Below are 21,368 nucleotides of genomic sequence, written 5' to 3'. Positions count from 1 at the left end.
AGGGCGGAAGCAGCGGCAGGGGGACGCGGGGGAGACCAGGGGCTCCCCGTCCGCCTACACCATGGACCCCGGACATTGAACGCAGGGTGCCGACGGTCGCCTGCCCGGTCGCCGTCCCGCCCCGATCAGAGCAGGACCACATCGAACTGTTCCTGCGCGTACTGGTCGTCGGCCTGGAAACGGATCGACTTGCCCAGGAACTCCTCGAGCTCGGCCACGGAGGCCGACTCCTCGTCGGTGATCCGCGCCACCACCTTGGGGGAGGCGATCACCAGCAGGCGGGCCGCATCGAACTGCCGCACCCTGGCGGACGATCTCGCGGAAGATCTCGTAGGTGACCGTTTCGGGTGTCTTGAGCGTGCCCCGGCCGCTGCACTCGTGGCAGGCCTCGCTCAGCTGGCGCTCCAGGCTCTCGGTCGTGCGCTTGCGCGTCATCTCGACCAGGCCCAGCGGGGAGAAGTCGTACACCGTGGTCTTGGCGTGGTCGCGCGTGAGCGACTTCTCCAGCTGCCGCAGCACCTGCCGCTTGTGCTCGGAGTCGGTCATGTCGATGAAATCGATGATGATGATCCCGCCAAGGTTACGCAGGCGCAGCTGACGGGCGACCGACTGCGCCGCCTCCAGGTTGGTCCGGTAGACGGTTTCCTCCAGGTTGCGCTGCCCCAGGAATGAACCGGTGTTCACATCGATCGTGGTCATCGCCTCGGTCTGGTCGATGACCAGGTAGCCGCCGGACTTGAGCGGCACTTCCTTCTCCAGCGCGCGCTGGATCTCGTCCTCGACGCCGTACAGGTCGAAGATGGGGCGCGCACCGGTGTAATGCTCGATCTTCTCGGCGAGGCCCGGCATGTACTGCGCGGCGAAGCTGCGCAGGCGGTCGCAGGTTTCGCGCGAGTCCACCTTCACCTTCTCCACGTCCTTGCGCATCAGGTCGCGCACGGCGCGCAGCGGCAGGGTCAGGTCCTCGTACACGCGTTCGCCCACGCGCGCGCTGGCCGATTTCTGTTCGATCAGCGCCCACGCGCGGCTGAGGTAGGCGATGTCCTCGCCCAGGGCCTCTTCGGGCTGGCCTTCGGCGTTGGTGCGCACGATGTATCCGTGCTGCGCGCCGGCCGGCGCCAGCTGGGTGACGTGCTGTTTCAGGCGCGCGCGTTCGGCTTCGTCCTCGATGCGCGCCGACACACCCACCACGCGCGTGCGCGGCAGCAGCACCAGGTAGCGCGAGGGGATGCTCAGCTGCGTGGTCAGGCGCGCACCCTTGCTGCCGATCGGGTCCTTCACCACCTGCACGATGATGTCCTGCCCTTCGCGCAGCAACTCGGCGATCGGCCGCGTCGGGGTCGGTGGCAGGGGGGCCGCGTCGCCCGCGTTCTCGCCCTCGCTGGTCACCTGCGCCGGCTTGATGATGTCGGCGGCATGCAGGAACGCCGCGCGTTCCAGGCCGACTTCGACGAAGGCGGCCTGCATGCCCGGCATGACGCGCTGCACCTTGCCCTTGTAGATGTTGCCCACCACGCCACGGCGCCAGCCGCGCTCGATGTGCAGTTCCTGCAGCATGCCGTTTTCGACCACCGCCACGCGCGTCTCGCGCGGGGTGACGTTGACCAGGATCTCCTCGCTCATGCGCGCGCCTCCGCGGCAGGCATGGGATCCAGGCCGAACTGGCGCAGCAGTTCCACCGTCTCGTGCAACGGCAGGCCCATCACGCCCGAGTACGAGCCGCTGAGGCGGGTGATGAAGGTTTCCGCGAATCCCTGGATGCCGTAGGCGCCCGCCTTGCCGCGCCATTCGGCCTCGGCGGCGACGTAGGCGTCGATCTGCGCCGGGCTCAGCGCGGCGAAGGCGACTTCCGACACGGACACCGTCTGCGCCTCGCGCGAGGGCGAGACCAGCGACACCGCGCTGATCACCTGGTGGGTCCGCCCGGAGAGGCGTCGCAGCATGGCGGCCGCGTCGTCCGGATCGCCGGGTTTGCCGAACACCTCGTCGTCGAGCACGACCTCGGTATCGCTGCCCAGCACGATCGCCGCCGGGTTGCCCATCACCTGCAGCAGGCCCGCGCCCGCCTTCTCCCGCGCGACCCGGCGGACGTACTCCTCCGCCGGTTCGCCCGGCTGGCGGTGTTCGGGCACGTCGAGTTCGAGCAGACCGAAAGGCAAGCCGAGCCGGCCGAGCAGTTCGCGCCGGCGGGGGGATTGGGAAGCGAGATAGAGCATCAGGTCCTGAGGGGGCCGGTGCGGGATGGGCGAAAGGATAACCCGCGCTGACTGAAGCCCGACCCGGCTGCCGTCACGTAACCCTGATGCGCCATGCGGATCGTTTACCGTACCCGCGACATATCCCGCGCCCCCGCACGTCCACAAGGAGTTGACTGATGCTGCAACTGTCCCATCCCGCCCTGCGCCCGCTGGCGCTGGCCGCCGCCCTCGTCCTCGGAGCCTGCTCGCCCATGTCCTCCACCGCCCAGACCACGCCATACGTCGCCACCGATGGCACCCTGCTCAACGTCTCGGCGCAGGGCGAGGCCAAGCGCGTCCCCGACATCGCGACCATCTCCACCGGCGTGGTGACCCGCGCGGTCGATTCCAATTCGGCCATGCGCGCCAACGCCGAGCAGATGGCCCGGGTCGTCGATGCGATCAAGGCGGCGGGCATTCCCGCCAAGGACGTGCAGACCAGCGGCATCAGCCTCAATCCCACCTACCAGTACGGCGAGAACCAGCCGCCGAAGATCACCGGGTATGAAGCGCACAACACGGTGAATGTCGTGGTCCGCGACATCGCCAAACTCGGCAAGATCCTCGACACGCTCGCCGCCGTCGGCGCCAACCAGATCAACGGCCCGACCTTCGACGTCGACAAGAAGGACGAGGCGATGGACGAGGCGCGCCGCCAGGCGATCGAGAAGGCGCAGGCCCGCGCCGAGATGTACGCCAAGACCCTGAACATGCGCGTGCGCCGCATCGTGAGCATCAACGAAGGCGGCAGCTTTGGCCCGCCGATGCCGATGATGCGCATGCAGGCGATGGAAATGGCCAAGGGCGCCGACACGTCGGTCTCGCCCGGCGAGAACACGCTCTCGGTCAACCTGGACGTGGTGTTCGAACTGGGCCGCTGACCCCGCCCGCAATGTCTTACGAGGCCCGCTCCGGCGGGCCTCGTTCGTTCTGGAAGTCCGTCCGGGTGTGCCCGCTGAAAAAAACTTCGCCATTGCCAACCCCGTCCCCTGTTCCGGCCCGTTGAGAGAGGTGCCGACAACATGTGGAGGTGGCAAATGGCGCAAACCCTCGATCTGACAACCGCCCGCCTGCAGGCCGGGGCCGTCCGCGGCTCGGTGCTGCGCGAGGCGATGGGAAAACTCGACGTGGCGCGCATCGCCGCCGAATCCGGGGCCATCGCGGTCCACGTGGCCGCGCTGCTGTTGTTGCTGGCGCCGATGGCGGCGCCGCCGGCGCCCGCCGCCGACGAGGAGACCACGATCTACGAGTCCATCAAGGTCCCGCCGCCCCCGCCCCCGCCGCCGCCGGAAACGGTGCCGGTCGAACGCCCGGCCCAGCGGGTGACCACGCCGGTCACGCAGCCCATCGCAGTGCCGCCGCCCCCGGTCGAGTTCACCGACGTGACGCCAATCGACCCGCCCCCGGCGCAGGTCGTCGCCGATGTCACCCCCGTCCGCTCCACGACGATCAGCGAACCGCTCACCGGCGCCCACCTGGAATACGAGATCGCGCCGCCGCCGCGCTACCCGGGCGATGCCGCCCGCGCGGGCGCGGAAGGCACCGTCGTCCTGCGGGTGCTGGTCGGCATCGACGGCAAACCGCTGGAGGTGAGCATCGAACGCAGCAGCGGCAATCGTTCGCTCGACCAGGCCGCCAGGCGCCAGGTGTTGTCGAAGTGGCGCTTCCGGGCCGCCATGCAGGACGGCCGCGCCGTGCAGGCCATCGGCCTGGTGCCGGTGGATTTCACGCTCAACCGGTAGCGCCCTCCGGAATGGCCTTCCCCGCGTGCCGGGGAAGGCCGCATGGCACGTGATGCCTGCGGTACGCCGCGATCCTGCCGGCTTGCGCGGACGTCGCCCGCGCCGCCCCGCAGGGTTTTGGCTTTCATTGCCCAGCGCTTGGCTTTCAGCCCAACGTTTGGCTTTCAATGCCCGGCGTTTGGCTTTGGGAGCCCAGCGTTTGGCTTTGGAAGCCCAGCGTTTGGCTTTGGAAGCCCAGCGTTTGGCTTTGGGAGCCCAGCGTTTGGCTTTGGGAGCCCAGCGTTTGGCTTTCAGTGCCCAACGTTTGGCTTTGAAAGCCCAGCGTTTGGCTTTGAAAGCCCAGCGTTTGGCTTTGAGACCCCAGCGTTTGGCTTTGGGAGCCCAGCGTTTGGCTTTGAGACCTCAGCGTTTGGCTTTCGGAGCCCAGCATGCGGCTTTCAATGCCCAGCATTGGGCTTTCGGAGCCCGCGGGTCGGCCTTTCGCCCCCCGCACCCGGCTTTGCCGCAGCCGCGGTTACGCGCGGTGGTAGGGATGATTGGCCAGCAGCGCCGCCGCGCGGTAGATCTGCTCGGCCAGCACCAGCCGCACAAGCATGTGCGGCAGGGTCAGCGGCCCCAGCGACCACTGCTCGTCGGCACGGGCGAGCACCTCTCCCGCATGTCCCTCCGGACCACCGATCAGGAACGCCAGGTCGCGGCCCTGCCCGCGCCAGTGCTCCAGGCGCTGGGCGAGCTGTTCGGACGACCACATCTTTCCGCGCCCGTCCAACGCGACCACGGTCGCCTGCCGGGGCAGTGCGGCGAGCACCCGCGCGCCCTCGTCCTGCATCGCGCGCGCGGCATCGCGTCCCTTGCCGCGCAGGCCGGGTTCGACCTCGGTCAGTTCCAGCGGCAGCCAGTGCGACAGGCGCTTCTGGTATTCGCTGAAGCCTTCGGCGACCCAGCGCGGCGCGCGCTCGCCCACGGCGATCAGTCTGGCTTTCATGCACGCATGGTAGCGAACGCGCCAGGGCTCACGCGCCGGACGGTGCAGGGTCGGCGCGTTGGACCGCTGGGCGGGCGACAGTCCACGTGAGTTCGACGTGCGGCGACGGCAGGACCCGCTACCACGCCGCATTCCACGACCCGACCGGCAAACCCCACAAAGGAAAACGGCGCCGCGGGGCGCCGTTTCCATTCCACCGGCCGCCGCGATCGCGCGGCGCCGGTCGACATCATTCAGAACCGGCTGCGCGGCCCGGCGTGGCCTTCGCGGTCTTCTTCATCCTGCGTGGGCGGCTGGTCGCCGACGGTCCACAGGCGCTCGAGCGCGTAGAACTCGCGCACGCGCGGCAGCATGACGTGCACCACGACATCGCCCAGGTCGACGAGCACCCATTCGGCCTCGCGCTCGCCTTCCACGCCCAGCGGCTGGATGTCGAGCTTCTTGGCGAACTTCACCACTTCGTCGGCTATCGACTTGACGTGGCGGGTGGAGGTGCCCGACGCGATCACCATGAAGTCGGTGACGCTGCTCTTGCCACGCACGTCGATCTCGACCACGTCCCGGGCTTTGAGCTCCTCGACCGCCGCGTGCACCGTCCTGAGCAGCGCATCGGCCGACGGCGGGGGATTGGGAAGGCGGGTCTTGATGACTTGGGCTTGGCTGGTCAAGGCGAACTCGGTCTCGGCGGGATGCGGGTCGATTATAGGGAAGCCGGTGTGGACGCGGGTGTGCGGGGGCGCTGGACCGGCTTCACGGACGGGCTGGACCCCATCGTTTCCATGGACAGCGCCGGGCCCACGGCCGTCTGCGGCCGCACCGGCCGACGAACGGCCCGCCTACGGTGTCGCCACGCCATACAGGCCCTGATGCTCGATGTAGCCCGCCACCGGCGCGGGCACCCAGTCGCGCCAGGGCGCGCCGGCCTGGATGCGGCGGCGCAGCTCGCTGGACGATTCGGGCCGCAGCTCGCGCAAGGGCAGCACCGCCAAGCCCCCGGCCGGGGTGGCGGACAGTTCGTCCAGCCGCCGCCACCGGCCGCGGGCGGCCTGGTGGACTTCCGGCGCCTGCCGGGCCAGCGCTTCGTCGTCGATGCGCGCGCCCGGCCGCTGCACGGCCACGATGTGCGCCTGCTCGAACAGCTCGGTCCAGCGGTGCCAGGTGTGCAGCGTATTGAGAGAATCGCCGCCGACCAGCCAGGCCAGGGGCGCCTGCGGACCGAACTGCGCGCGCAGTTCGAGCAGCGTGTCGATCGTGTAGGAAGGCCCGCCGCGACGCAGTTCGCGGCGATCCACGCGCAGGCCACGCTCGCCGGCGATGGCCACGTCGAGCATGCGCGCGCGCTGGTCGGCGTCGGCATGCGTGGGCCCCTTGTGCGGCGGGTCGGCCGCGGGCAGGAGGAAGACCGTGGCCGACAGCGCGTCGCGCGCCGCGCACGCCACCGCGAGGTGTCCCTGGTGCACCGGATCGAACGTGCCGCCGTAGTAGACGGCCAGGCTCACGTAGCGGCGGCGAGCAGGCGCGCCGCGCGCGGCTCGGCGACGGCCAGCAGCAGGCGCTCCAGCGCCACCCAGGCATCGTCGGGCTCGACACCGCGACGCGGACGGCCCTTGGCGATCGCATCGACGCGGCCTGCCTGGGCGAGGAATCCATCCCAGCGCGCGGGCTCGTGCCGCTGCAGCGCCCGGCGATACATGGGCTGCTTGGAATCCCACACGCGCAGCGACTTGAACGCCGTGGCGAGGTTGCCGGCGCGGGCCAGCGACGCCACCGTCTGCAGCTCGCGGATCACCATGCCCAGCAATGCCGGCACGGCTTCGCCCTCGCCGCGCAGGCCACGCAGCACGCGGGCGACCTGCGCCGCCTGGCCGTTCATGGCCGCGTCCATCAGCCGGAACACGTCGAATCGCGCCGCGTCGGCGACCAGGTCGTCCATGCGCGCGGCGGTGATGACTTCGCCATCGGCCAGCAGCTTGAGTTTCTCGATTTCCTGCGCGGCGGCCAGCAGGTTGCCCTCGACGCGATCGGCCAGCCGCTGGACGGCGTCGCGCTCGGCCTTCAGCCCGCGCGAACGCAGGCGCTGTTCGATCCAGCCGGGCAGTTCATGCGGCTTGATCGGCCAGGCGATCGCGACCTGGCCGACGCGGGCAATCGCCTCGCTCCATTTGCCCCCGTGCTGGCGACTCCAGTCGCCGCAGGTGACCAGCAGGGTGATGTCGGACGGAGGTTGCGCGCAGAACTCCGCGATGAGCCGGCCGCCCTCGGTGCCCGGCTTGCCGCTGGGCAAGCGCACTTCCATCAGCCGCTTGCTGGAAAACAGGCTGGGGGAACGGAAGCTGGCCTCCATCGCGCTCCAGTCGGGCTCGCGCTGGTTGCCTTCGGCTTCGAAGATCTCGCGTTCGCCGATGCCCTGCGCCCGCGCGGCGGCGCGGATCGCATCGGCGGCTTCGAGCACCCGCAGCGGTTCGGGCCCCGCGATGAGGTAGGCCGTGCGCAGCGGTCCGGAGCCCAGCTGAGCGGCCAGCTGTTCCGGCTTGAGTTCCATCAGGGCGTCTTGGGCGGCACGTCGGGCGCGGGCTCGATCGGAGCGGGCTCGGTCGGCGCAGGCTGGGCAGGCGCGGGCTCGGTCGGCGCCGTGTCCTCGGGCGGCGGATTGGCATCGGCCGCTTCCAGCGCCGCCTTGGCGGCATCCTCGGCCACCGGCTCGTCGAGCAGCGAGCCCGACGGTGCCGTCAGGCCCGTGGTGCGTGCGACGGCGCCGATGCGGCGCAGGATGGACGCGGACATCTCGCGCCGCAGTTCGCGCACGAGCATCTCGCGTTCGCCTTCCGTGCCGATGGTGTTCACCGGGTTGGAAATGTAGTCGCGCGACAGTTCGATCGTCTGCCGCGGCATCAGGTCGGTGCCGTCGGCCAGGCGCAGTTCGAAGATCACCGCATGGCGCAGGCTGTATTCCTGCGAACGGCCGAACTGGTCCACGCTGATCGGCGTGTCGCCCCAGCGCTCGGACAACAGGTCCAGCACCACGGTGTTCTGGCCACCGGTGCCGGTGGCGACGCCGGCGCGCTGGATCGAGGAACGCAGCGAGTCGGCCAGCGGACTGTAGCGATCGACGGACTTCACCTGCACCGGACCGAGGTCGGGCGGCAGGGTGAGGTCGTTGCGGAGGTGGAAGCCGCAGGCCGTCAGGGCCAGCGCGAGGGAGACGATCAGGGCTTGACGAATCATGCGCTGAAGTCTGGACGACGCGGACGGATGCGGCAAGCCGGGACGTTCAGCCCTCGGCCGGCGGCGGGTGAAAGGTCCGCTGGCCGGGCCTTTCACCCCGCGTGGACACGCCGTCCCCGCGCGATGCCGCGCAACGATCAGGCCCGCGGCCTCAGTACCGCCGCCATGCCCAGGCCCGCCACCAGCCACCCGCCCCACTGGTCGACGAGGTCGCTGATCAGGAAGGGCGTGCTGAAGCCGTACCAGGTCCACTGCGACACGCACACCGACAGCCAGGCGACCACGCCGAAGGCGAAGATCGAGGCCACCCGCCTGCCGTACGTCGCCACGCGCAGGCCCCACACCACCATCGCGGCCAGCAGCGCGGCCAGGATGTTGCTGATCGCCTCGATCGGCAGCTCCGGGATCATGTCCATGTCGTAGCCGCCCGCCCGCACCACCAGCAGGCCGCTGGGGCCGCGCGCAAGCTTGGCCGCGTAGGCGTCCTGCTCCTGCGGCGAGGCCTGCATGTAATTGACGTAGGGGAAGAAGTAGACGCCGCTCTGGGTGATGTTGCCCTGCGCCGCGGCGATCACGCGTTCCTCGTCGGGAATCTGCAGCATCGCGTTCTCGGAGAACGGCAGCATCATGTGCGCCACCATGCCCCAGAGGAACAGCAGCACGCCTCCCAGCACTCCTGCCATCACGACGCGCATGTCCACTTCCCCCGGTCCGGCCGGCATGACGCCGGCCCCTTGCCGGCGCGCCGATCATAGCCGGCGGTAGCGGCGGCGGGCCGCCAGGGCCGCCATGCACGGCGCGGCCGGCTCCTGCCGGCCGGTCGTGCCGGTGGGCCTCAACCCACCACGATGTTGACGATCTTGCCCGGCACCACGATCACCTTCTTCACCGTCTGGCCGGCGACGAAGGGCGCCACCGCCGGTTCGGCCAGCGCCAGCCGTTCGGCTTCTTCCCTGGCCACATTGACCGGGACCTCGATCGTGCCGCGCAGCTTGCCGTTGACCTGCACCGCCAGGGTGACGCTGTCGCGCGCCAGCGCGCCGGGATCGGCGACCGGGAACGGCACGTCCTCCAGCAGCGTTTCCGGGTGCCCTAGGGCCTGCCACAGTGCGTGGCTGACATGGGGGGTGACCGGATTGAGCAGCAGCACCATGGCCTGCAGCGCCTCGTGGCGCACGGCGCGACCGGCATCGCTCATGTCGTCGAACTTCGACAGGTGGTTGAGCAGTTCCATCAGCGCCGCGATGGCGGTGTTGAAGCTGTGGCGACGCCCGTAGTCGTCGCCGACCTTCTGGATGGCCTCGTGCAGCTGGCGACGCAGGGTCTTCTGCGCCGGCGTCAGGGCGGCGCCAGAGGCCAGCAGCGTGGCGACGTCCGGATGGTCCGGCTGCGACACATGCGTGGTCACCTCGCGCCAGAAGCGGCGCAGGAACCGCGCCATGCCTTCCACGCCGGCTTCGTTCCATTCCAGCGACTGCTCCGGCGGCGCGGCGAACATGGAGAACAGCCGCACCGTGTCGGCGCCGAACTTGCTGACCATCAGTTGCGGGTCGACGCCGTTGTTCTTCGACTTGGACATCTTCTCGATGCCGCCGATATGCACGGCCGCGCCGTCGGACTTCAGCGTCGCGCCGATGATGCGGCCGCGTTCGTCGCGCACGGCCTCGACATCGGCCGGGTTGAACCAGTCCTTCGAGCCGTCCGCGCGCTCGCGATAGAAGGTCTCGGCGATCACCATGCCCTGCGTGAGCAGGTTGATGGCCGGCTCATCGGAGGCGACCAGGCCCTGGTCGCGCATGAGCTTGTGGTAGAAGCGGAAATACAGCAAGTGCAGGATCGCGTGCTCGATGCCGCCGATGTACTGGTCCACCGGGGTCCAGTACTTGGCGCGATCGTCGACCTGCCCCGCCGCACCGGGCGAGGTGTAGCGCGCGTAGTACCAGCTCGACTCCATGAAGGTGTCGAAGGTGTCGGTTTCGCGCTCGGCGGCGGCGCCACACTGCGGACAGGTGGTCTTGCGCCATTCCGGGTCGCTCTTGATCGGCGAGGCGACGCCGCTGAAGGCCACGTCCTCCGGCAGCACCACCGGCAGTTGGTCCTCGGGCACCGGCACGTCACCGCAATGGGCGCACAGGATCACCGGGATCGGGCAACCCCAGTAGCGCTGGCGGCTCACGCCCCAGTCGCGCAGCCGGTAATTGACGCGGCGCTGGCCGGTCCCGGCCTGCTCGAAGCGCGTAGCCAGGGCCTCGTACGCCTGCGCGTAATCCATGCCGTCCAGCTCACCAGAATTCACCAGCCAGCCGCGCTCGCAGTACGGCACTTCTTCGGCGATGCGCCGCTGGAATTCCTCCACCACCTGCACTGCCGCGCCGGTGTCGTAGACGTCGATGGCGCCGCCGCCGCCCAGCGCGCTGTTCATCGCGTCGTCGTGGGCGGCCACGTGCCGCTCGATCTCCTCCAGCGCGTCGCGCACGTCGGTCGGGACGATCACCATGCGGATGGGCAGGCCATACATGGTGGCGAATTCCCAGTCGCGCTCGTCGTGGCCGGGCACGGCCATCACCGCGCCGGTGCCGTAGTTCATCAGCACGAAGTTGGCGACGTAGACCGGCAGCTGTTCGCCACTGATCGGGTGGATCGCGCGCAGGCCGGTGTCCCGGCCGCGCTTGACCTGGGTTTCCAGTTCGGCCTCGGACACCCCGCCCTGGCGCAGTTCGGCGATGAACGCCGCCAGGTCGGCGTCGCCCGCGGCGGCGTGCTGGGCCAGCGGGTGCTCGGCGGCGATCGACACGAAGGTCGCGCCCATCAGCGTGTCCGGCCGGGTGGTGAACACCGTCAGCGGCGCGACCGGCTGGCCGTCGGCGTCGACGACATCGAAGCCGATCTCCAGGCCCTCGCTGCGGCCGATCCAGTTGCGCTGCATCGTCTTGACCGCGTCGGGCCAGCCCGGCAGCGCGTCCAGGCCGTCGAGCAGCTCCTGGGCGTAGTCGGTGATCTTCAGGAACCACTGCGGGATCTCGCGCTTCTCCACCAGCGCGCCGGTGCGCCAGCCGCGGCCGTCGATCACCTGCTCGTTGGCCAGCACGGTCTGATCGACCGGGTCCCAGTTGACGACCGAGTTCTTGCGGTAGGCCAGGCCCATCTTCATCAGGCGTACGAACATGCGCTGCTCGTGCACGTAGTACGACGGCTGGCAGGTGGCGAACTCGCGCGACCAGTCGATCGCGTAGCCCATCTGCTGCAGTTGCTCCTTCATGTGCGCGATGTTGGCGTAGGTCCACTTCGCCGGCGCGGTGTTGTTCTTGATCGCGGCGTTTTCCGCCGGCAGGCCGAAGGCGTCCCAGCCCATGGGCTGCAGGACGTTGTGGCCGGTCATGCGCTTGAAGCGGCTGATGACGTCGCCGATGGTGTAGTTGCGCACGTGGCCCATGTGCAGCGCGCCGGAGGGGTACGGCAGCATCGACAGGCAGTAGTACTTGGGCTTGCCGGAGGCCTCGTCGACCTCGAAGGCGCGGCGGCCGTCCCACGACGGGGCATTCCAGAACCGCTGGGCGGACGCCTCGACGGCTTGCGGGTCGTACCCGCGCGGTTCGGAGGCATTCGGATCGGGCTGGACGGGGTGGGTCGACACGGTCGGCACTTGACGGGAGGAAAGACCGGAAAGCCTACCGCAGCGCACAAAACCCTGCCATGCATGCGTGCGGGGCCGGCGGCCCTCACGTCGCAGGCCGCATTCAGGCGCTAGGATCGCGGCGTTGCACAGGCGCAGGACATTTCCGCCCATGGATGCCCCCCTGACCCGCCAGCAGGCGTTCCGGATGCCCGCCTTCATCCTGGCGGCGCTGCTGCTGGGCGGCGTCGGCCTGACCATGATCCTGGCGATCCGGGGCTACACCCGCAGCGGCGACATGGTCGAGCACACCTACCAGGTGATGGCCGCCGCCGAATCCGCGCGCTCGACGACCCGCTCGCTGGAGTCCCACGCCCGCGGCTATCGCCTGACCGGGGAGGCCGCGATGCTGGCCGAATACCTGGGTGGCCTCCCGGGAAAACCGCCGGGCGCTGGCCGAGCTGGTCACGCTGGTGGGCGACAACCCGGCGCAGCTGGAGCGCGCCAGGGCCCTGCGCGCCCAGGTCAACGAACGCGTCGCCACCCTGCAGGGGCTGATCGACCTGCAGGGCGCGCAGGGCATGGCGGCGGCGCAGCGGGCCGGCGCGGTCGGCACCGGCTTCGCCCAGATGCAGCGCATCAATGCCGCCACCGAGCAGATCCTGGCCGAGGAGCGCGTGCTCCTGCGCCAGCGCCGCGCCGAGGCCGAGCGTCGGGCCAGCCTGACCACGTCGATCGTGATCGCCGGCATCCTGGTGCCGCTGGTGCTGCTGGGCGTGCTGCTGTGGGGCCTGGCCCGCGAGAACCGCCGTGCGCGAGGCCTGGAGCGCGAGGCGCGCGCGACCGTCGTGCGCCTGGCCGAATCGATCGAACAGCGCGACCGGCTGGCCGAGCAGCGCCGCCTGCTCGGGGCCTACGCGGGCCTGCTGCAGAGTTGCCATGACCGCAATGAGGCGATGGCCGTCACCGCCCGCGTCATCGAACAGCTCCTCCCGCATGCCGCCGGCCGCTGCTACGTGCTGCGCGCCTCGCAGAACCTGGCCGAGACCTTTGCCCAGTTCGGCACCGAAGTGATTCCCAGCGACGCGATGCTCCTGCCCGACGACTGCTGGGCCTTGCGCCGCGGCCAGCCGCACCGCAGCGGGGGTCATGGCGGGCATGTCCACTGCCGGCACGTGCATCCCGAAGGCTCGCCCGACAGCGCCTGGATGCTGTGCGTGCCGCTGATGGCGCAGGGTACGTCGCTGGGCCTGCTGCACCTGCACGGGCTGCACGGCGGCGACGAGGAGGCCACCACGCTGGTGGAGGCCATCGCCGAGCAGCTGAGCCTGTCGCTGGTCAACCTGCAACTGCGCGAGACCCTGCGCCTGCAGTCGCTGCACGATCCGCTGACCGGCCTGTACAACCGGCGCTACCTCGAAGAGCACCTGCAGCGCGAGATCCTGCGCTGCCAGCGGCGGCAGAAGCCGCTGGCGGTGATCATGCTCGACGTGGACCACTTCAAGCGCTTCAACGACCGCTACGGCCACGCCGGCGGCGATGCGCTGCTGGCCCGCGTGGGCCAGACGCTGCGCGAACTGGTCCGCAACGAGGACGTCGCCTGCCGTTACGGCGGCGAGGAGTTCACCCTGGTCCTGCCGGAGACCGATCGCGAGACGGCGCTGGCGCGCGCCGAGGTGATCCGCGCGGCGATCGGCTCGACCACGGTGCTGCATGCGCGCGAGATCATCGGGCCCAACACCGCATCGCTCGGCCTGGCGATGTTCCCGGACGATGCGCAGGTGGCCGATGAACTGCTGCAGCTGGCCGACGCGGCGCTGTACCGGGCCAAGCACGCCGGCCGCAACCGCGTGATCGGGCACGGCCAGCCCGCCTGATCCATCGGCGACCGCGGCGCCGCCCGGCGTCGCAACGGGCGTGGTTCAATGCGGCTCCCTTGCCGCCGGAAGACCCGCATGCCCGTGCACCTGCGTCCCGCCCTCCTCGTCCTGGCCGTAGCCGCGTGCGCGCCAGGCCATGCTTCGGCGTCCGAAGCCGGCCTGACCGCGCTGCAATGCGGCCGCCTGTTCGATGCGCGCAGCGGCCAGATGCTGGGCGCGCGCACGGTGGTGGTCGGCGAAGGCCGCATCACGCAGGTCCTGGATGGCGCCGCGCAGGTGCCCGGCGCGAAGCTGATCGACCTGTCCACGCACACCTGCAGCCCCGGCTGGACCGACCTGCACGTGCACCTGGGCTCGCAGAGCAGCCCGAAGAGTTACGAGGAAGGCTTCCGCCTGGATGACGCGGACTACGCCTTCCGCGCGAGCTCCTACGCGGGCAAGACGCTGCGGGCCGGCTTCACCAGCGTGCGCGACCTGGGCGGCAGCGTGTCCCTGCACCTGCGCGATGCGATCAACCAGGGCCTGGTCGACGGCCCGCGCATCTGGGCGGCCGGCAAGTCGATCGCCAGCACCGGTGGCCACGGCGATCCCACCAACGGCTACAACGCCGAACTGTCCCACCTGCTCGGCCCGCCCGGCCCGAGCGAGGGCGTGATCAATTCCGTGGACGACGCCCGCCAGGCCGTGCGCCAGGCGTACAAGGACGGCAGCGACGTCATCAAGATCACCGCCACCGGCGGCGTGCTGTCGTACGCGAAGTCCGCCGACGCGCCGCAGTTCACCGTCGAGGAAATCCGTTCCATCGTCGATACCGCGAAGGACTACGGTTACCGCGTCGCCGCCCACGCGCATGGCGCCGAGGGCATCCGCCGCGCCGTGCTGGGCGGCGTGACCAGCATCGAGCACGGCACCTACCTCTCCGACGAGACGATGACGCTGATGAAGCAGAAGGGCACCTGGTACGTGCCCACCATCTCGGCCGGCCGCTTCGTCGCCGACAAGGCCAAAGTGGAAGGCTATTTCCCGGCGATCGTGCGGCCCAAGGCGCAGCAGGTCGGCGCGCAGATCCAGGACACCGCGGCGAAGGCGTACCGCAACGGCGTCAGGATCGGGTTCGGCACCGATTCGGGCGTCGGGCCGCATGGCGACAACGCGCGGGAGTTCATCTACATGGTCGAGGCCGGCATTCCCGCCGCCTACGCCCTGCAGACCGCCACGGTGCACGCTGCGCAGGTGCTGGGAGTGACCGACCAGGGCGCGATCGAGCCGGGCCTGCGCGCCGATATCGTGGCGATGCCGGGCAATCCGCTGGAGGACATCCAGGCGGTGCTGGGCGTGGACTTCGTGATGAAGGACGGCACGGTGTACGCGGAGCCGTCGAAGTGAAAGCGCCTGCGCGTCCAGGTCGCCTGTCCACGCAGGCCGCGCGCCTGGCCGCGGCGATCGCGCTGACCGCCTGGCTGCCCGCGTCCGCCGCGACACCGGTCCATCGCCAGTTCGCCGACTGGACGGTGACCTGCGACAACGGCCTGCGCTGCGTCGCCCTGGGCGCGGAGGAAGACGGTGGCCGCCTGCTGTCCATCGAGCGCGATGCCGGACCGCACGCGGCGCCGCGGGTCGAACTCATCGGCGCCGCAGGGGGCTTCGTGGATGCGACGCCACTGCGGTTTCCGGCGCCGGCATGGTCGACCGACGACGCCGGCGATTTCCAGTCGCCGACGACCTCCGACCTGGCCGCAACGCAGCGCTTCATCGATGCGATCCGCAACGGGCGTCGGCTGCGGCCCGGCGCCGACGCGCAGGACGGCGGCATCCCGCTGCGCGGCCTGAGCGCCGCGCTGCTGCTGATCGACGAGCTGCAGGGCCGCCTGGATACGCGCGGCGCGCTGCTTCGACGCGGCGAGCGCGGCGACGAGCGCGTGCCGGCCGCCCCTGCCCTGCCGGTACTGCAAGCCGCTCCGCCACCCGCGCCACTGGCGGACGCCGACGCCACCGCGTTGGTTGCCACCGTCAGGCGCCTGCAGGCGGATACGCTGGCCCAGGAAGACTGCTACGAGGCCACGGTGCTGGACCAGGCCTGGGCACTCACCGACACGCAGGCACTGGTGCAGGTGGGCTGTCTGATGGGCGCCTACCAGGGATCGGGACTGCTGTTCCAGGTGGCGCGGCGTGATGCGTCGAGCGCACGCCGGCTGCAGCTTCCCTCCGTGCCGGGCGAACCGGCGATGACGATGCTGACGTCTGCCGACTACGACCCCGCCACCGGCCAACTGGCCCACTACGCCAAGGGCCGTGGCCTGGGCGACTGCGGGGAGACCGCGCAGTGGATCTTCGATGGCAAGCGGTTCCAGCTGGCGCAGTACGCGTCGATGGAGCGCTGCGCGGGCGCGCACGCCGACCACTGGCCCACGCGCTGGCGCAGCCGGGTCGCGGGAGGCACGCCGTGAACGGCGAGTGGATCGGCTTTGCCGCGGCCACGCTGACGACGCTGTCGTTCGTGCCGCAGGCCATCAAGACCATCCGCAGCAAGGACACGAGCGGAATTTCGGCGGGGATGTACGCGATGTTCACCGTCGGCGTCGCGCTGTGGCTGGGGTACGGCCTTTACCTGGATTCCTGGCCGATGATCATCTCCAACATCATCACCTTCATCCTTTCCGCGACGATCCTCGGGATGAAGCTGCGTTTCGGCTGACCTCGCCGGCGACGAGCACGCCCCACAGGAACCACAGCGCCAGGCCGATCCGCTGCGCGAGGCCGGCGGCCATGTGCTGCGGCAGCACCAGCGCGCATATCGGCAATGCCAGCGCGACGAAGCCCGTGGCCCAGACCAGCCGGCGCCACGGCGCGCGCCGGCGCAGGCCGCCCGCCATCAGCACCCCGCCCACGGCGAAGGCCAGCCACCAGATCATCCAGGCGGCGGCGTGGCGTGCACTGACGGGATTTTCCAGATCCGACAGGTCCAGCGGCAGCACGCCCTGCGCGGCGAAGGCCAGCGCGGACACCTGCAGCAACTGCGCGCCCACGCGCGCGATCCAGTGCGCGGGCGCGCCGTGGTGGTCCAGGGCGTCGCGGATCAGCCAGCCATGCCAGGCCATCAGCAGGCCCGGCACGATGAAGGTGAACGTGTTGAAGACCCACGCGTGGGGCATGGTCAGCCCGCCGAGCACCGCGACCGGATGGATGCGGTGCGAGTAGCCCTGCAGCATGCCGGCGAAGACCAGCACGGACAGCAGGCAGCACAGGCCGGCCAGCAGCGGCAGGTGGCGTGAGACCGGCGTGGAGCGGAGGGACATGGGCCCCATGCTAGCGTGCGCGCCATTGCCCGGCTTGCCCGGGCGCGCATGCGCCCCCATCTGAACCCCATTCCGCACCGAGCCGCACGATGACTCCCGATCCCGCCCAAGCCAGCGCCAACGCCCACGTCTTCGACGCCACCGCCGCCAATTTCGAAGCGCAGGTGCTGCAGGCCTCGCAGCAGACGCCGATCCTGGTCGACTTCTGGGCCGAGTGGTGCGGGCCGTGCAAGCAGCTGGGCCCGATCCTGGAAAAGCTGGCCGCCGAATACAACGGCGCATTCCGCCTGGCCAAAATCAACGTCGATGCCGAGCAGGAACTGGGCGCGGCCTTCCAGGTGCGCTCGATCCCGACCGTGTTCCTGGTCAAGGACGGCCAGCTGGCCGACGGCTTCCCCGGCGCCCTGCCCGAGGGCCAGCTGCGCGAATTCCTTACCCACCACGGCATCCAGCCCGCCCCCGCCGAAGCGGCCAACGCGGAGGAGATGGAGCCTGAGTCGGTCGATCCGCACGTCGAGGTGATGCGCCTGCGCAGCCAGGCGGCGGCGGCGCCGGAGAACGATGAACTCAAGCTCGACCTGGCGCTGGCCCTGCTGCGCACCGGCGCCGCGCCGGAAGCCGAGCAGCTGCTCGACGGCCTGCCCGCCAACCTGGGCCCATGACGACCGCGCCATCGGCGCCCGTTCCCGCCTGGCCTTCGCCGGGCTGCTGCGCGATGCCCCGCCGGCGGCCGTGCTCGAAACCGCCGTGGCCAGCAACCCCGACGACCTGCGCGCGCGCCACCTGCTGGGCGTGCACCACATCGTCGCCGGCGACGCGGCGGCCGGCCTCGACCAGTTCCTGGAAATGCTCCGCCGCGACCGCGCCTTCGAGGACGGCCTGCCGCGCAAGGCATTGCTCGATGCCTTCCGCATCGTCGAGGACCAGGACCTGGTGGGCACCTACCGCCGCCGGATGTCGTCGCTGCTGTTCTGATCCCGCACGATCGGGCGTTGATGGCGACCTTCGGGTCGTCCGCGCCTTCGGTATCCAGGCTTCGACCCGCGAGGCCTGGATCCTGGAGATCCGGCCGGACGGTCTTGCCGAAGGCCCTGCGGTCTTCCCGGATCCATTTGCGGTCTTCCGGAAGGCTCTGCGGTCTTCCGGAATCCATTTCCGGTCTTCCCGAAGGCTGTCCGGTCTTCCCGAAGCCGTTTCCGGTCTTCCCGAATCCCAATTCCGGTCTTCCCGAAGCCCCTGCGGTCTTCCGGAATCCATTTCTGGTCTTCCCGAATCCATTTCTGGTCTTCCCGAATCCGTTTTTCGTCTTCCGGAATCCATTTCCGGTCTTCCCGAAGCCCCTGCGGACTTCCGGAATCCATTTCTGGTCTTCCCGAATCCGTTTTTGGTCTTCCCGAAGCCTCCCGGGTCTTCCGGAAGCCTCCCAGGCCTTCCCGAAGCCTCCCAGGCCTTCCGGAAGCCTCCCAGGTCTTCCCGAAGCCTCCTAGGTCTTCCCGAAGCCTCCCAGGTGTTCCGGAAATCCATTCCGGCCTTGACGATACGCCCCCGTATGGCGATCCTTCGCACGCCCCCACCCCACCCCCGGTTCGCCCGATGAAAGCCTCGATTTCCGCCACCGGCATCCGCCGCGTCCTCAACCTGTGGCCGCCGTTCCTGTTCGCCGGCATCCACGTCGAGGCGATCGCGAAGGACTGGCGGCGGGCGCGGGTCGTGCTGCGCATGCGCCCCTGGAACCGCAACTACGTCGGCACCCACTTCGGCGGCAGCCTGTTCGCCATGACCGACCCGTTCTGGATGTTCCTCACCCTCAAGTCGCTGGGCCGCGACTACATCGTCTGGGACCAGGCCGGTTCGATCGAATTCCTCAAGCCCGGCCGCGGCACGGTGCGCGCGGACTTCGCGCTGGACGACGCCGTGCTCGACGACATCCGCGCGCAGACCGCAGATGGCGGCAAGCACCTGCGCTGGTTCGAGACCGACGTGGTGGACGCCGCGGGCGAAGTCGTCGCGCGCGTGCGCAAGCAGATCTACGTGCGGCGCAAGCGCGAGCGGCAGCCGGCCACCGCCTGACCAAAGCGAGTAGCGGCCTTCCCATCGGGCACCGGCTGTCCGCGCTGCACTGCGCAATGCGTGGCCGGACCATACTTCACGGCACTGCCAAAACCTCCCTCCAGCGTCAGTTCCTGACGCGGCGCGCACCCTTTTGCCTCGCGCAAAAAACAGGACACGACGCAGTTCACGTTCCCGACATCCCGCTGCGCGCGCAATGCGCAATGCGCCCGGTCGCACCGGGGTATATTGGGCGCTCCGCAACAGGGGGCGCGGAATCATGGTCGAACAGCCGCTACACGACGACGGTGTGCCGTTGCCGGAAATCACCGGCTACCGGCTGCTGCGCAAGCTCAACGACGGCGGCATGTCCACGGTGTACCTGGGCCGCCAGCACGCGCTGGGACGCGACGTCGCGATCAAGGTCATGTCGCCGCAGGCGCTGGGCGACGAGGTCAGCCGTCGCCGCTTCGAGAACGAGGTGCGCACCATCGCGCGCCTGGAACACCCCCATGTCGTGCGCATCTACGAAGTCGGCCGCACCCACGAGGGCCTGCCGTACTACGCGATGCCCTACATGTCGCGCGGCCACCTGGGCCAGCGCAACTACGCCAAGAGCGAGCGCCGCGCCGTCGAGATCGCGGCCATCCTGCTGTCCGTCCTGGGCTATGCGCACGCGCGCAACATCGTCCATCGCGACGTCAAGGCCGAGAACGTCCTGTTCGACGATTCCGATCGCCCCTTGCTGGCCGACTTCGGCATCGCCCTGCGCAAGGACTGGGGCGGCGCGCGGATGACCGCCACCGGCCTGGCCGTCGGCAGCACCGCCTACATGGCGCCCGAGCAGGCGCGCGGCGAGGTCGTCGATGGCCGCGCGGACCTGTACGCGCTGGGCGTGCTGATCTGGGAAATGCTGACGGGCAAGCTGCCCTTCGAGGCGCAGGACGCGCTGTCGATGGCGGTGATGCACGCGCAGGACCCGATCCCGAAACTGCCCGCCCACCTGTCGCATTGGCAGGGCTTCATGAACCGCGCGCTGGCCAAGCAACCGGCGCAGCGTTTCCAGGATGCGGCGCAGATGCGCGCCAGCATGGATTCGGTCACCCAGCGCAGCATGATGCCGGCGCTGCGCGACCGCTTCGCGCGCCTGGCGCCGCTGCAGCAGTACGCCCGCCCGGTGTGGGTGGCCGGCGCGATGCTGGCGGTGTTCGGCGTGGTCGCGCTGGGCGTGCAGTACATCGCCCAGCGCAGCGCCATCGACTCACCCGTCTCCGTCGATGCGTCGCCGCAGGTGCACGACGATGTCACCGCGCAGATGCTCAAGCCGCTTCCCGAGTCGCCCGCACGCCGTCCGGTCGCGGCGGCGCGGGAACATATCGGCGCGGGCCGCCTCACGCTTCCGGTCGAGGGCAACGCCTACGCCAGCGTGCTGGAGGCCTGGAACGCCGACGCCACCGACGCCGACGTGCAGGCGGTGATCGGTGAACTCACCCAGGCGCTTGGCAAGGCGATCGCCGAGAACCTGCGCAGCGGCAACGATGCCCGCGCCCGCGAGATCAACGCGATGGCGACCTCCCTGGCCCAGCAGACCGGCACGGTCAACGCACCGGCCTACCTGGCGCTGCGCGACTCCACGCAGTCCGCGGTGAAGGCCCGCTTCGACGAGGCCGCCAAGCGCTTCGACCGCACCGCCGCCCTGGCCGCGGCGCAACTGGCCCGCGACTTCGAGCTGCCCGCACTCGGGCAGGCCTTCGACAAGCAGGCCCACGCGTTCCCGCGCGCCGGCCAGCCGCTGCCCGGTGGCGGCGTGCTGAGCGAGGGACCGCGCGGCGGCGCGGTGGCGATCAACCGCAAGCCGGTGACGCGCGCCGAATATGCCCGCTTCGCCAACGCCAGCGGCCGCACCTCCACGCTGTGCCGGGAACGCGCTTCGCTGCTGCGCGTGCTCGCGCCGCGCGACTGGCGTTCGCCCGGCTTCGACCAGAAGGAAGGCGAACCGGTGGTCTGCGTGTCCCTGCAGGACGCCGAGGCGTACGCCCACTGGCTGAGCCAGCAGACCGGCCAGAAATGGCGCTTGCCCAACGCCACCGAGGCGCAGCAGACCGCGGCTTCCGGCACGTCCGGGAAAGCCGTGGCGCTGTGGCTGCGCGACTGCGCCGGCGACTGCAGCAAACGCAAGACCAGCGGCGCGTCCTGGCGCAGCAAGCAGGCCCAGCGCAGCCTGCTGGCCAATCGCGGCTACGACGACGTGGGCTTCCGCCTGGTGCGCGACCTGTGATGCTGTGAGCGTTTGCCCGCGATCGTGATGGCGATTGCGGGCACTGCCCGCGATCGTGGCGGC

General features: G+C 70.0%; 18 protein-coding genes and 3 pseudogenes. 10 read left to right on the top strand and 11 right to left on the bottom strand.

Annotation, left to right across the window (positions count from 1 at the left end):
- Nucleotides 1-125: 125 nt before the first annotated feature.
- Nucleotides 126-1,623 (bottom strand): annotated as a pseudogene (rng, locus tag I8J32_RS10495) (ribonuclease G).
- Complete coding sequence (locus I8J32_RS10490; protein ID WP_200611837.1) at nucleotides 1,620-2,216, bottom strand: Maf family protein; 597 nt, start codon at nucleotides 2,214-2,216, stop codon at nucleotides 1,620-1,622. The pseudogene rng and the gene I8J32_RS10490 overlap by 4 nt, the downstream one beginning before the upstream one ends.
- A gap of 158 nt (nucleotides 2,217-2,374) precedes the next feature.
- Between I8J32_RS10490 and I8J32_RS10485 the strand changes: the two genes are divergently transcribed.
- Both I8J32_RS10485 and I8J32_RS10480 read left to right on the top strand, forming a co-directional pair.
- The gene (locus tag I8J32_RS10485; RefSeq protein ID WP_200611836.1) at nucleotides 2,375-3,118 is read left to right on the top strand and encodes an SIMPL domain-containing protein; all 744 of its coding nucleotides are present in this window, start codon (nucleotides 2,375-2,377) and stop codon (nucleotides 3,116-3,118) included.
- Nucleotides 3,119-3,274: 156 nt separating this feature from the next.
- Nucleotides 3,275-3,979: an energy transducer TonB gene (locus tag I8J32_RS10480; protein WP_245156302.1), complete on the top strand. Its 705-nt coding sequence runs from the start codon at nucleotides 3,275-3,277 to the stop codon at nucleotides 3,977-3,979.
- A gap of 145 nt (nucleotides 3,980-4,124) precedes the next feature.
- Here the strand turns inward: I8J32_RS10480 and I8J32_RS10475 are convergent, their stop codons facing one another.
- The 8 genes from I8J32_RS10475 to leuS all read right to left on the bottom strand — a co-directional run bounded on the left by I8J32_RS10475 (nucleotide 4,125) and on the right by leuS (nucleotide 11,823).
- The gene (locus I8J32_RS10475; RefSeq protein WP_200611835.1) at nucleotides 4,125-4,430 is read right to left on the bottom strand and encodes a hypothetical protein; all 306 of its coding nucleotides are present in this window, start codon (nucleotides 4,428-4,430) and stop codon (nucleotides 4,125-4,127) included.
- Between the two features lie 63 nt (nucleotides 4,431-4,493).
- Nucleotides 4,494-4,964 (bottom strand): 23S rRNA (pseudouridine(1915)-N(3))-methyltransferase RlmH, encoded by a 471-nt coding sequence (gene rlmH / locus I8J32_RS10470; RefSeq protein ID WP_200611834.1) that lies wholly within the window; start codon nucleotides 4,962-4,964, stop codon nucleotides 4,494-4,496.
- A 233-nt stretch (nucleotides 4,965-5,197) separates the two neighbouring features.
- Nucleotides 5,198-5,632, bottom strand: coding sequence for a ribosome silencing factor (gene rsfS, locus I8J32_RS10465; protein ID WP_200611833.1), 435 nt, complete (start codon nucleotides 5,630-5,632; stop codon nucleotides 5,198-5,200).
- A 168-nt stretch (nucleotides 5,633-5,800) separates the two neighbouring features.
- Complete coding sequence (gene nadD / locus I8J32_RS10460; protein WP_200611831.1) at nucleotides 5,801-6,463, bottom strand: nicotinate-nucleotide adenylyltransferase; 663 nt, start codon at nucleotides 6,461-6,463, stop codon at nucleotides 5,801-5,803.
- Nucleotides 6,460-7,506, bottom strand: coding sequence for a DNA polymerase III subunit delta (gene holA / locus I8J32_RS10455; protein WP_200611829.1), 1,047 nt, complete (start codon nucleotides 7,504-7,506; stop codon nucleotides 6,460-6,462). Before holA ends, nadD begins: the two co-directional genes overlap by 4 nt.
- Nucleotides 7,506-8,189: an LPS-assembly lipoprotein LptE gene (gene lptE, locus I8J32_RS10450; protein WP_200611827.1), complete on the bottom strand. Its 684-nt coding sequence runs from the start codon at nucleotides 8,187-8,189 to the stop codon at nucleotides 7,506-7,508. The genes holA and lptE overlap by 1 nt, the downstream gene beginning before the upstream one ends.
- 137 nt (nucleotides 8,190-8,326) lie before the next feature.
- Complete coding sequence (locus tag I8J32_RS10445; RefSeq protein ID WP_200611825.1) at nucleotides 8,327-8,884, bottom strand: hypothetical protein; 558 nt, start codon at nucleotides 8,882-8,884, stop codon at nucleotides 8,327-8,329.
- A gap of 140 nt (nucleotides 8,885-9,024) precedes the next feature.
- Nucleotides 9,025-11,823 carry a leucine--tRNA ligase gene (gene leuS / locus I8J32_RS10440; RefSeq protein ID WP_200611822.1) on the bottom strand — a complete coding sequence of 933 codons (2,799 nt, stop codon included), beginning with the start codon at nucleotides 11,821-11,823 and terminating at the stop codon, nucleotides 9,025-9,027.
- A gap of 151 nt (nucleotides 11,824-11,974) precedes the next feature.
- Between leuS and I8J32_RS18090 the strand changes: the two are divergent.
- From I8J32_RS18090 to I8J32_RS10415, 5 genes and pseudogenes are all read left to right on the top strand, one after another.
- Nucleotides 11,975-12,172: pseudogene (locus tag I8J32_RS18090) on the top strand (hypothetical protein); the annotation flags it as partial.
- Between the two features lie 55 nt (nucleotides 12,173-12,227).
- Entirely contained in the window at nucleotides 12,228-13,679 is a 1,452-nt protein-coding gene (locus I8J32_RS10430) for a diguanylate cyclase (RefSeq protein ID WP_207526554.1), read from the top strand.
- Between the two features lie 78 nt (nucleotides 13,680-13,757).
- The gene (locus I8J32_RS10425) at nucleotides 13,758-15,068 is read left to right on the top strand and encodes a metal-dependent hydrolase family protein (protein ID WP_245156301.1); all 1,311 of its coding nucleotides are present in this window, start codon (nucleotides 13,758-13,760) and stop codon (nucleotides 15,066-15,068) included.
- A complete protein-coding gene (locus I8J32_RS10420; RefSeq protein ID WP_200611801.1) occupies nucleotides 15,065-16,129 on the top strand; it encodes a DUF1176 domain-containing protein in 1,065 nt (354 codons plus the stop codon). Before I8J32_RS10425 ends, I8J32_RS10420 begins: the two co-directional genes overlap by 4 nt.
- On the top strand, nucleotides 16,126-16,377 hold the full coding sequence (locus I8J32_RS10415) for a SemiSWEET transporter (RefSeq protein WP_200611797.1): 252 nt from the start codon (nucleotides 16,126-16,128) through the stop codon (nucleotides 16,375-16,377). Before I8J32_RS10420 ends, I8J32_RS10415 begins: the two co-directional genes overlap by 4 nt.
- Here the strand turns inward: I8J32_RS10415 and I8J32_RS10410 are convergent.
- Nucleotides 16,331-16,978, bottom strand: coding sequence for a DUF998 domain-containing protein (locus tag I8J32_RS10410; protein WP_200611794.1), 648 nt, complete (start codon nucleotides 16,976-16,978; stop codon nucleotides 16,331-16,333). The genes I8J32_RS10415 and I8J32_RS10410 overlap by 47 nt on opposite strands.
- A gap of 89 nt (nucleotides 16,979-17,067) precedes the next feature.
- On the opposite strand from I8J32_RS10410, the pseudogene trxA reads away from it, so the two are divergent.
- From trxA to I8J32_RS10395, 3 genes and pseudogenes are all read left to right on the top strand, one after another.
- Nucleotides 17,068-17,953, top strand: a pseudogene (trxA, locus tag I8J32_RS10405) (thioredoxin).
- A gap of 618 nt (nucleotides 17,954-18,571) precedes the next feature.
- Nucleotides 18,572-19,048 (top strand): DUF4442 domain-containing protein, encoded by a 477-nt coding sequence (locus I8J32_RS10400; RefSeq protein ID WP_200611789.1) that lies wholly within the window; start codon nucleotides 18,572-18,574, stop codon nucleotides 19,046-19,048.
- Between the two features lie 259 nt (nucleotides 19,049-19,307).
- Nucleotides 19,308-21,305 carry a bifunctional serine/threonine-protein kinase/formylglycine-generating enzyme family protein gene (locus tag I8J32_RS10395; RefSeq protein ID WP_200611787.1) on the top strand — a complete coding sequence of 666 codons (1,998 nt, stop codon included), beginning with the start codon at nucleotides 19,308-19,310 and terminating at the stop codon, nucleotides 21,303-21,305.
- The last annotated feature ends 63 nt before the right edge of the window (nucleotides 21,306-21,368 follow it).

This window comes from Lysobacter solisilvae, assembly GCF_016613535.2.
Taxonomy (GTDB): Bacteria; Pseudomonadota; Gammaproteobacteria; order Xanthomonadales; family Xanthomonadaceae; genus Agrilutibacter; species Agrilutibacter solisilvae.
This window is presented reverse-complemented; position numbering and strand designations above follow the sequence as displayed.

Excerpts from the sequence above, each read along its gene's own strand:
- I8J32_RS10425 (WP_245156301.1), top strand. The coding sequence starts at position 13,758 with ATGCCCGTGCACCTGCGTCCCGCCCTCCTCGTCCTGGCCGTAGCCGCG.
- I8J32_RS10480 (WP_245156302.1), top strand. The coding sequence starts at position 3,275 with ATGGCGCAAACCCTCGATCTGACAACCGCCCGCCTGCAGGCCGGGGCC.
- I8J32_RS10485 (WP_200611836.1), top strand. The coding sequence starts at position 2,375 with ATGCTGCAACTGTCCCATCCCGCCCTGCGCCCGCTGGCGCTGGCCGCC.
- I8J32_RS10395 (WP_200611787.1), top strand. The coding sequence starts at position 19,308 with ATGGTCGAACAGCCGCTACACGACGACGGTGTGCCGTTGCCGGAAATC.
- I8J32_RS10400 (WP_200611789.1), top strand. The coding sequence starts at position 18,572 with ATGAAAGCCTCGATTTCCGCCACCGGCATCCGCCGCGTCCTCAACCTG.
- I8J32_RS10490 (WP_200611837.1), bottom strand. The coding sequence starts at position 2,216 with ATGCTCTATCTCGCTTCCCAATCCCCCCGCCGGCGCGAACTGCTCGGC.
- lptE (WP_200611827.1), bottom strand. The coding sequence starts at position 8,189 with ATGATTCGTCAAGCCCTGATCGTCTCCCTCGCGCTGGCCCTGACGGCC.
- holA (WP_200611829.1), bottom strand. The coding sequence starts at position 7,506 with ATGGAACTCAAGCCGGAACAGCTGGCCGCTCAGCTGGGCTCCGGACCG.
- I8J32_RS10445 (WP_200611825.1), bottom strand. The coding sequence starts at position 8,884 with ATGCGCGTCGTGATGGCAGGAGTGCTGGGAGGCGTGCTGCTGTTCCTC.
- I8J32_RS10410 (WP_200611794.1), bottom strand. The coding sequence starts at position 16,978 with ATGTCCCTCCGCTCCACGCCGGTCTCACGCCACCTGCCGCTGCTGGCC.
- rlmH (WP_200611834.1), bottom strand. The coding sequence starts at position 4,964 with ATGAAAGCCAGACTGATCGCCGTGGGCGAGCGCGCGCCGCGCTGGGTC.
- I8J32_RS10475 (WP_200611835.1), bottom strand. The coding sequence starts at position 4,430 with ATGCTGGGCATTGAAAGCCGCATGCTGGGCTCCGAAAGCCAAACGCTG.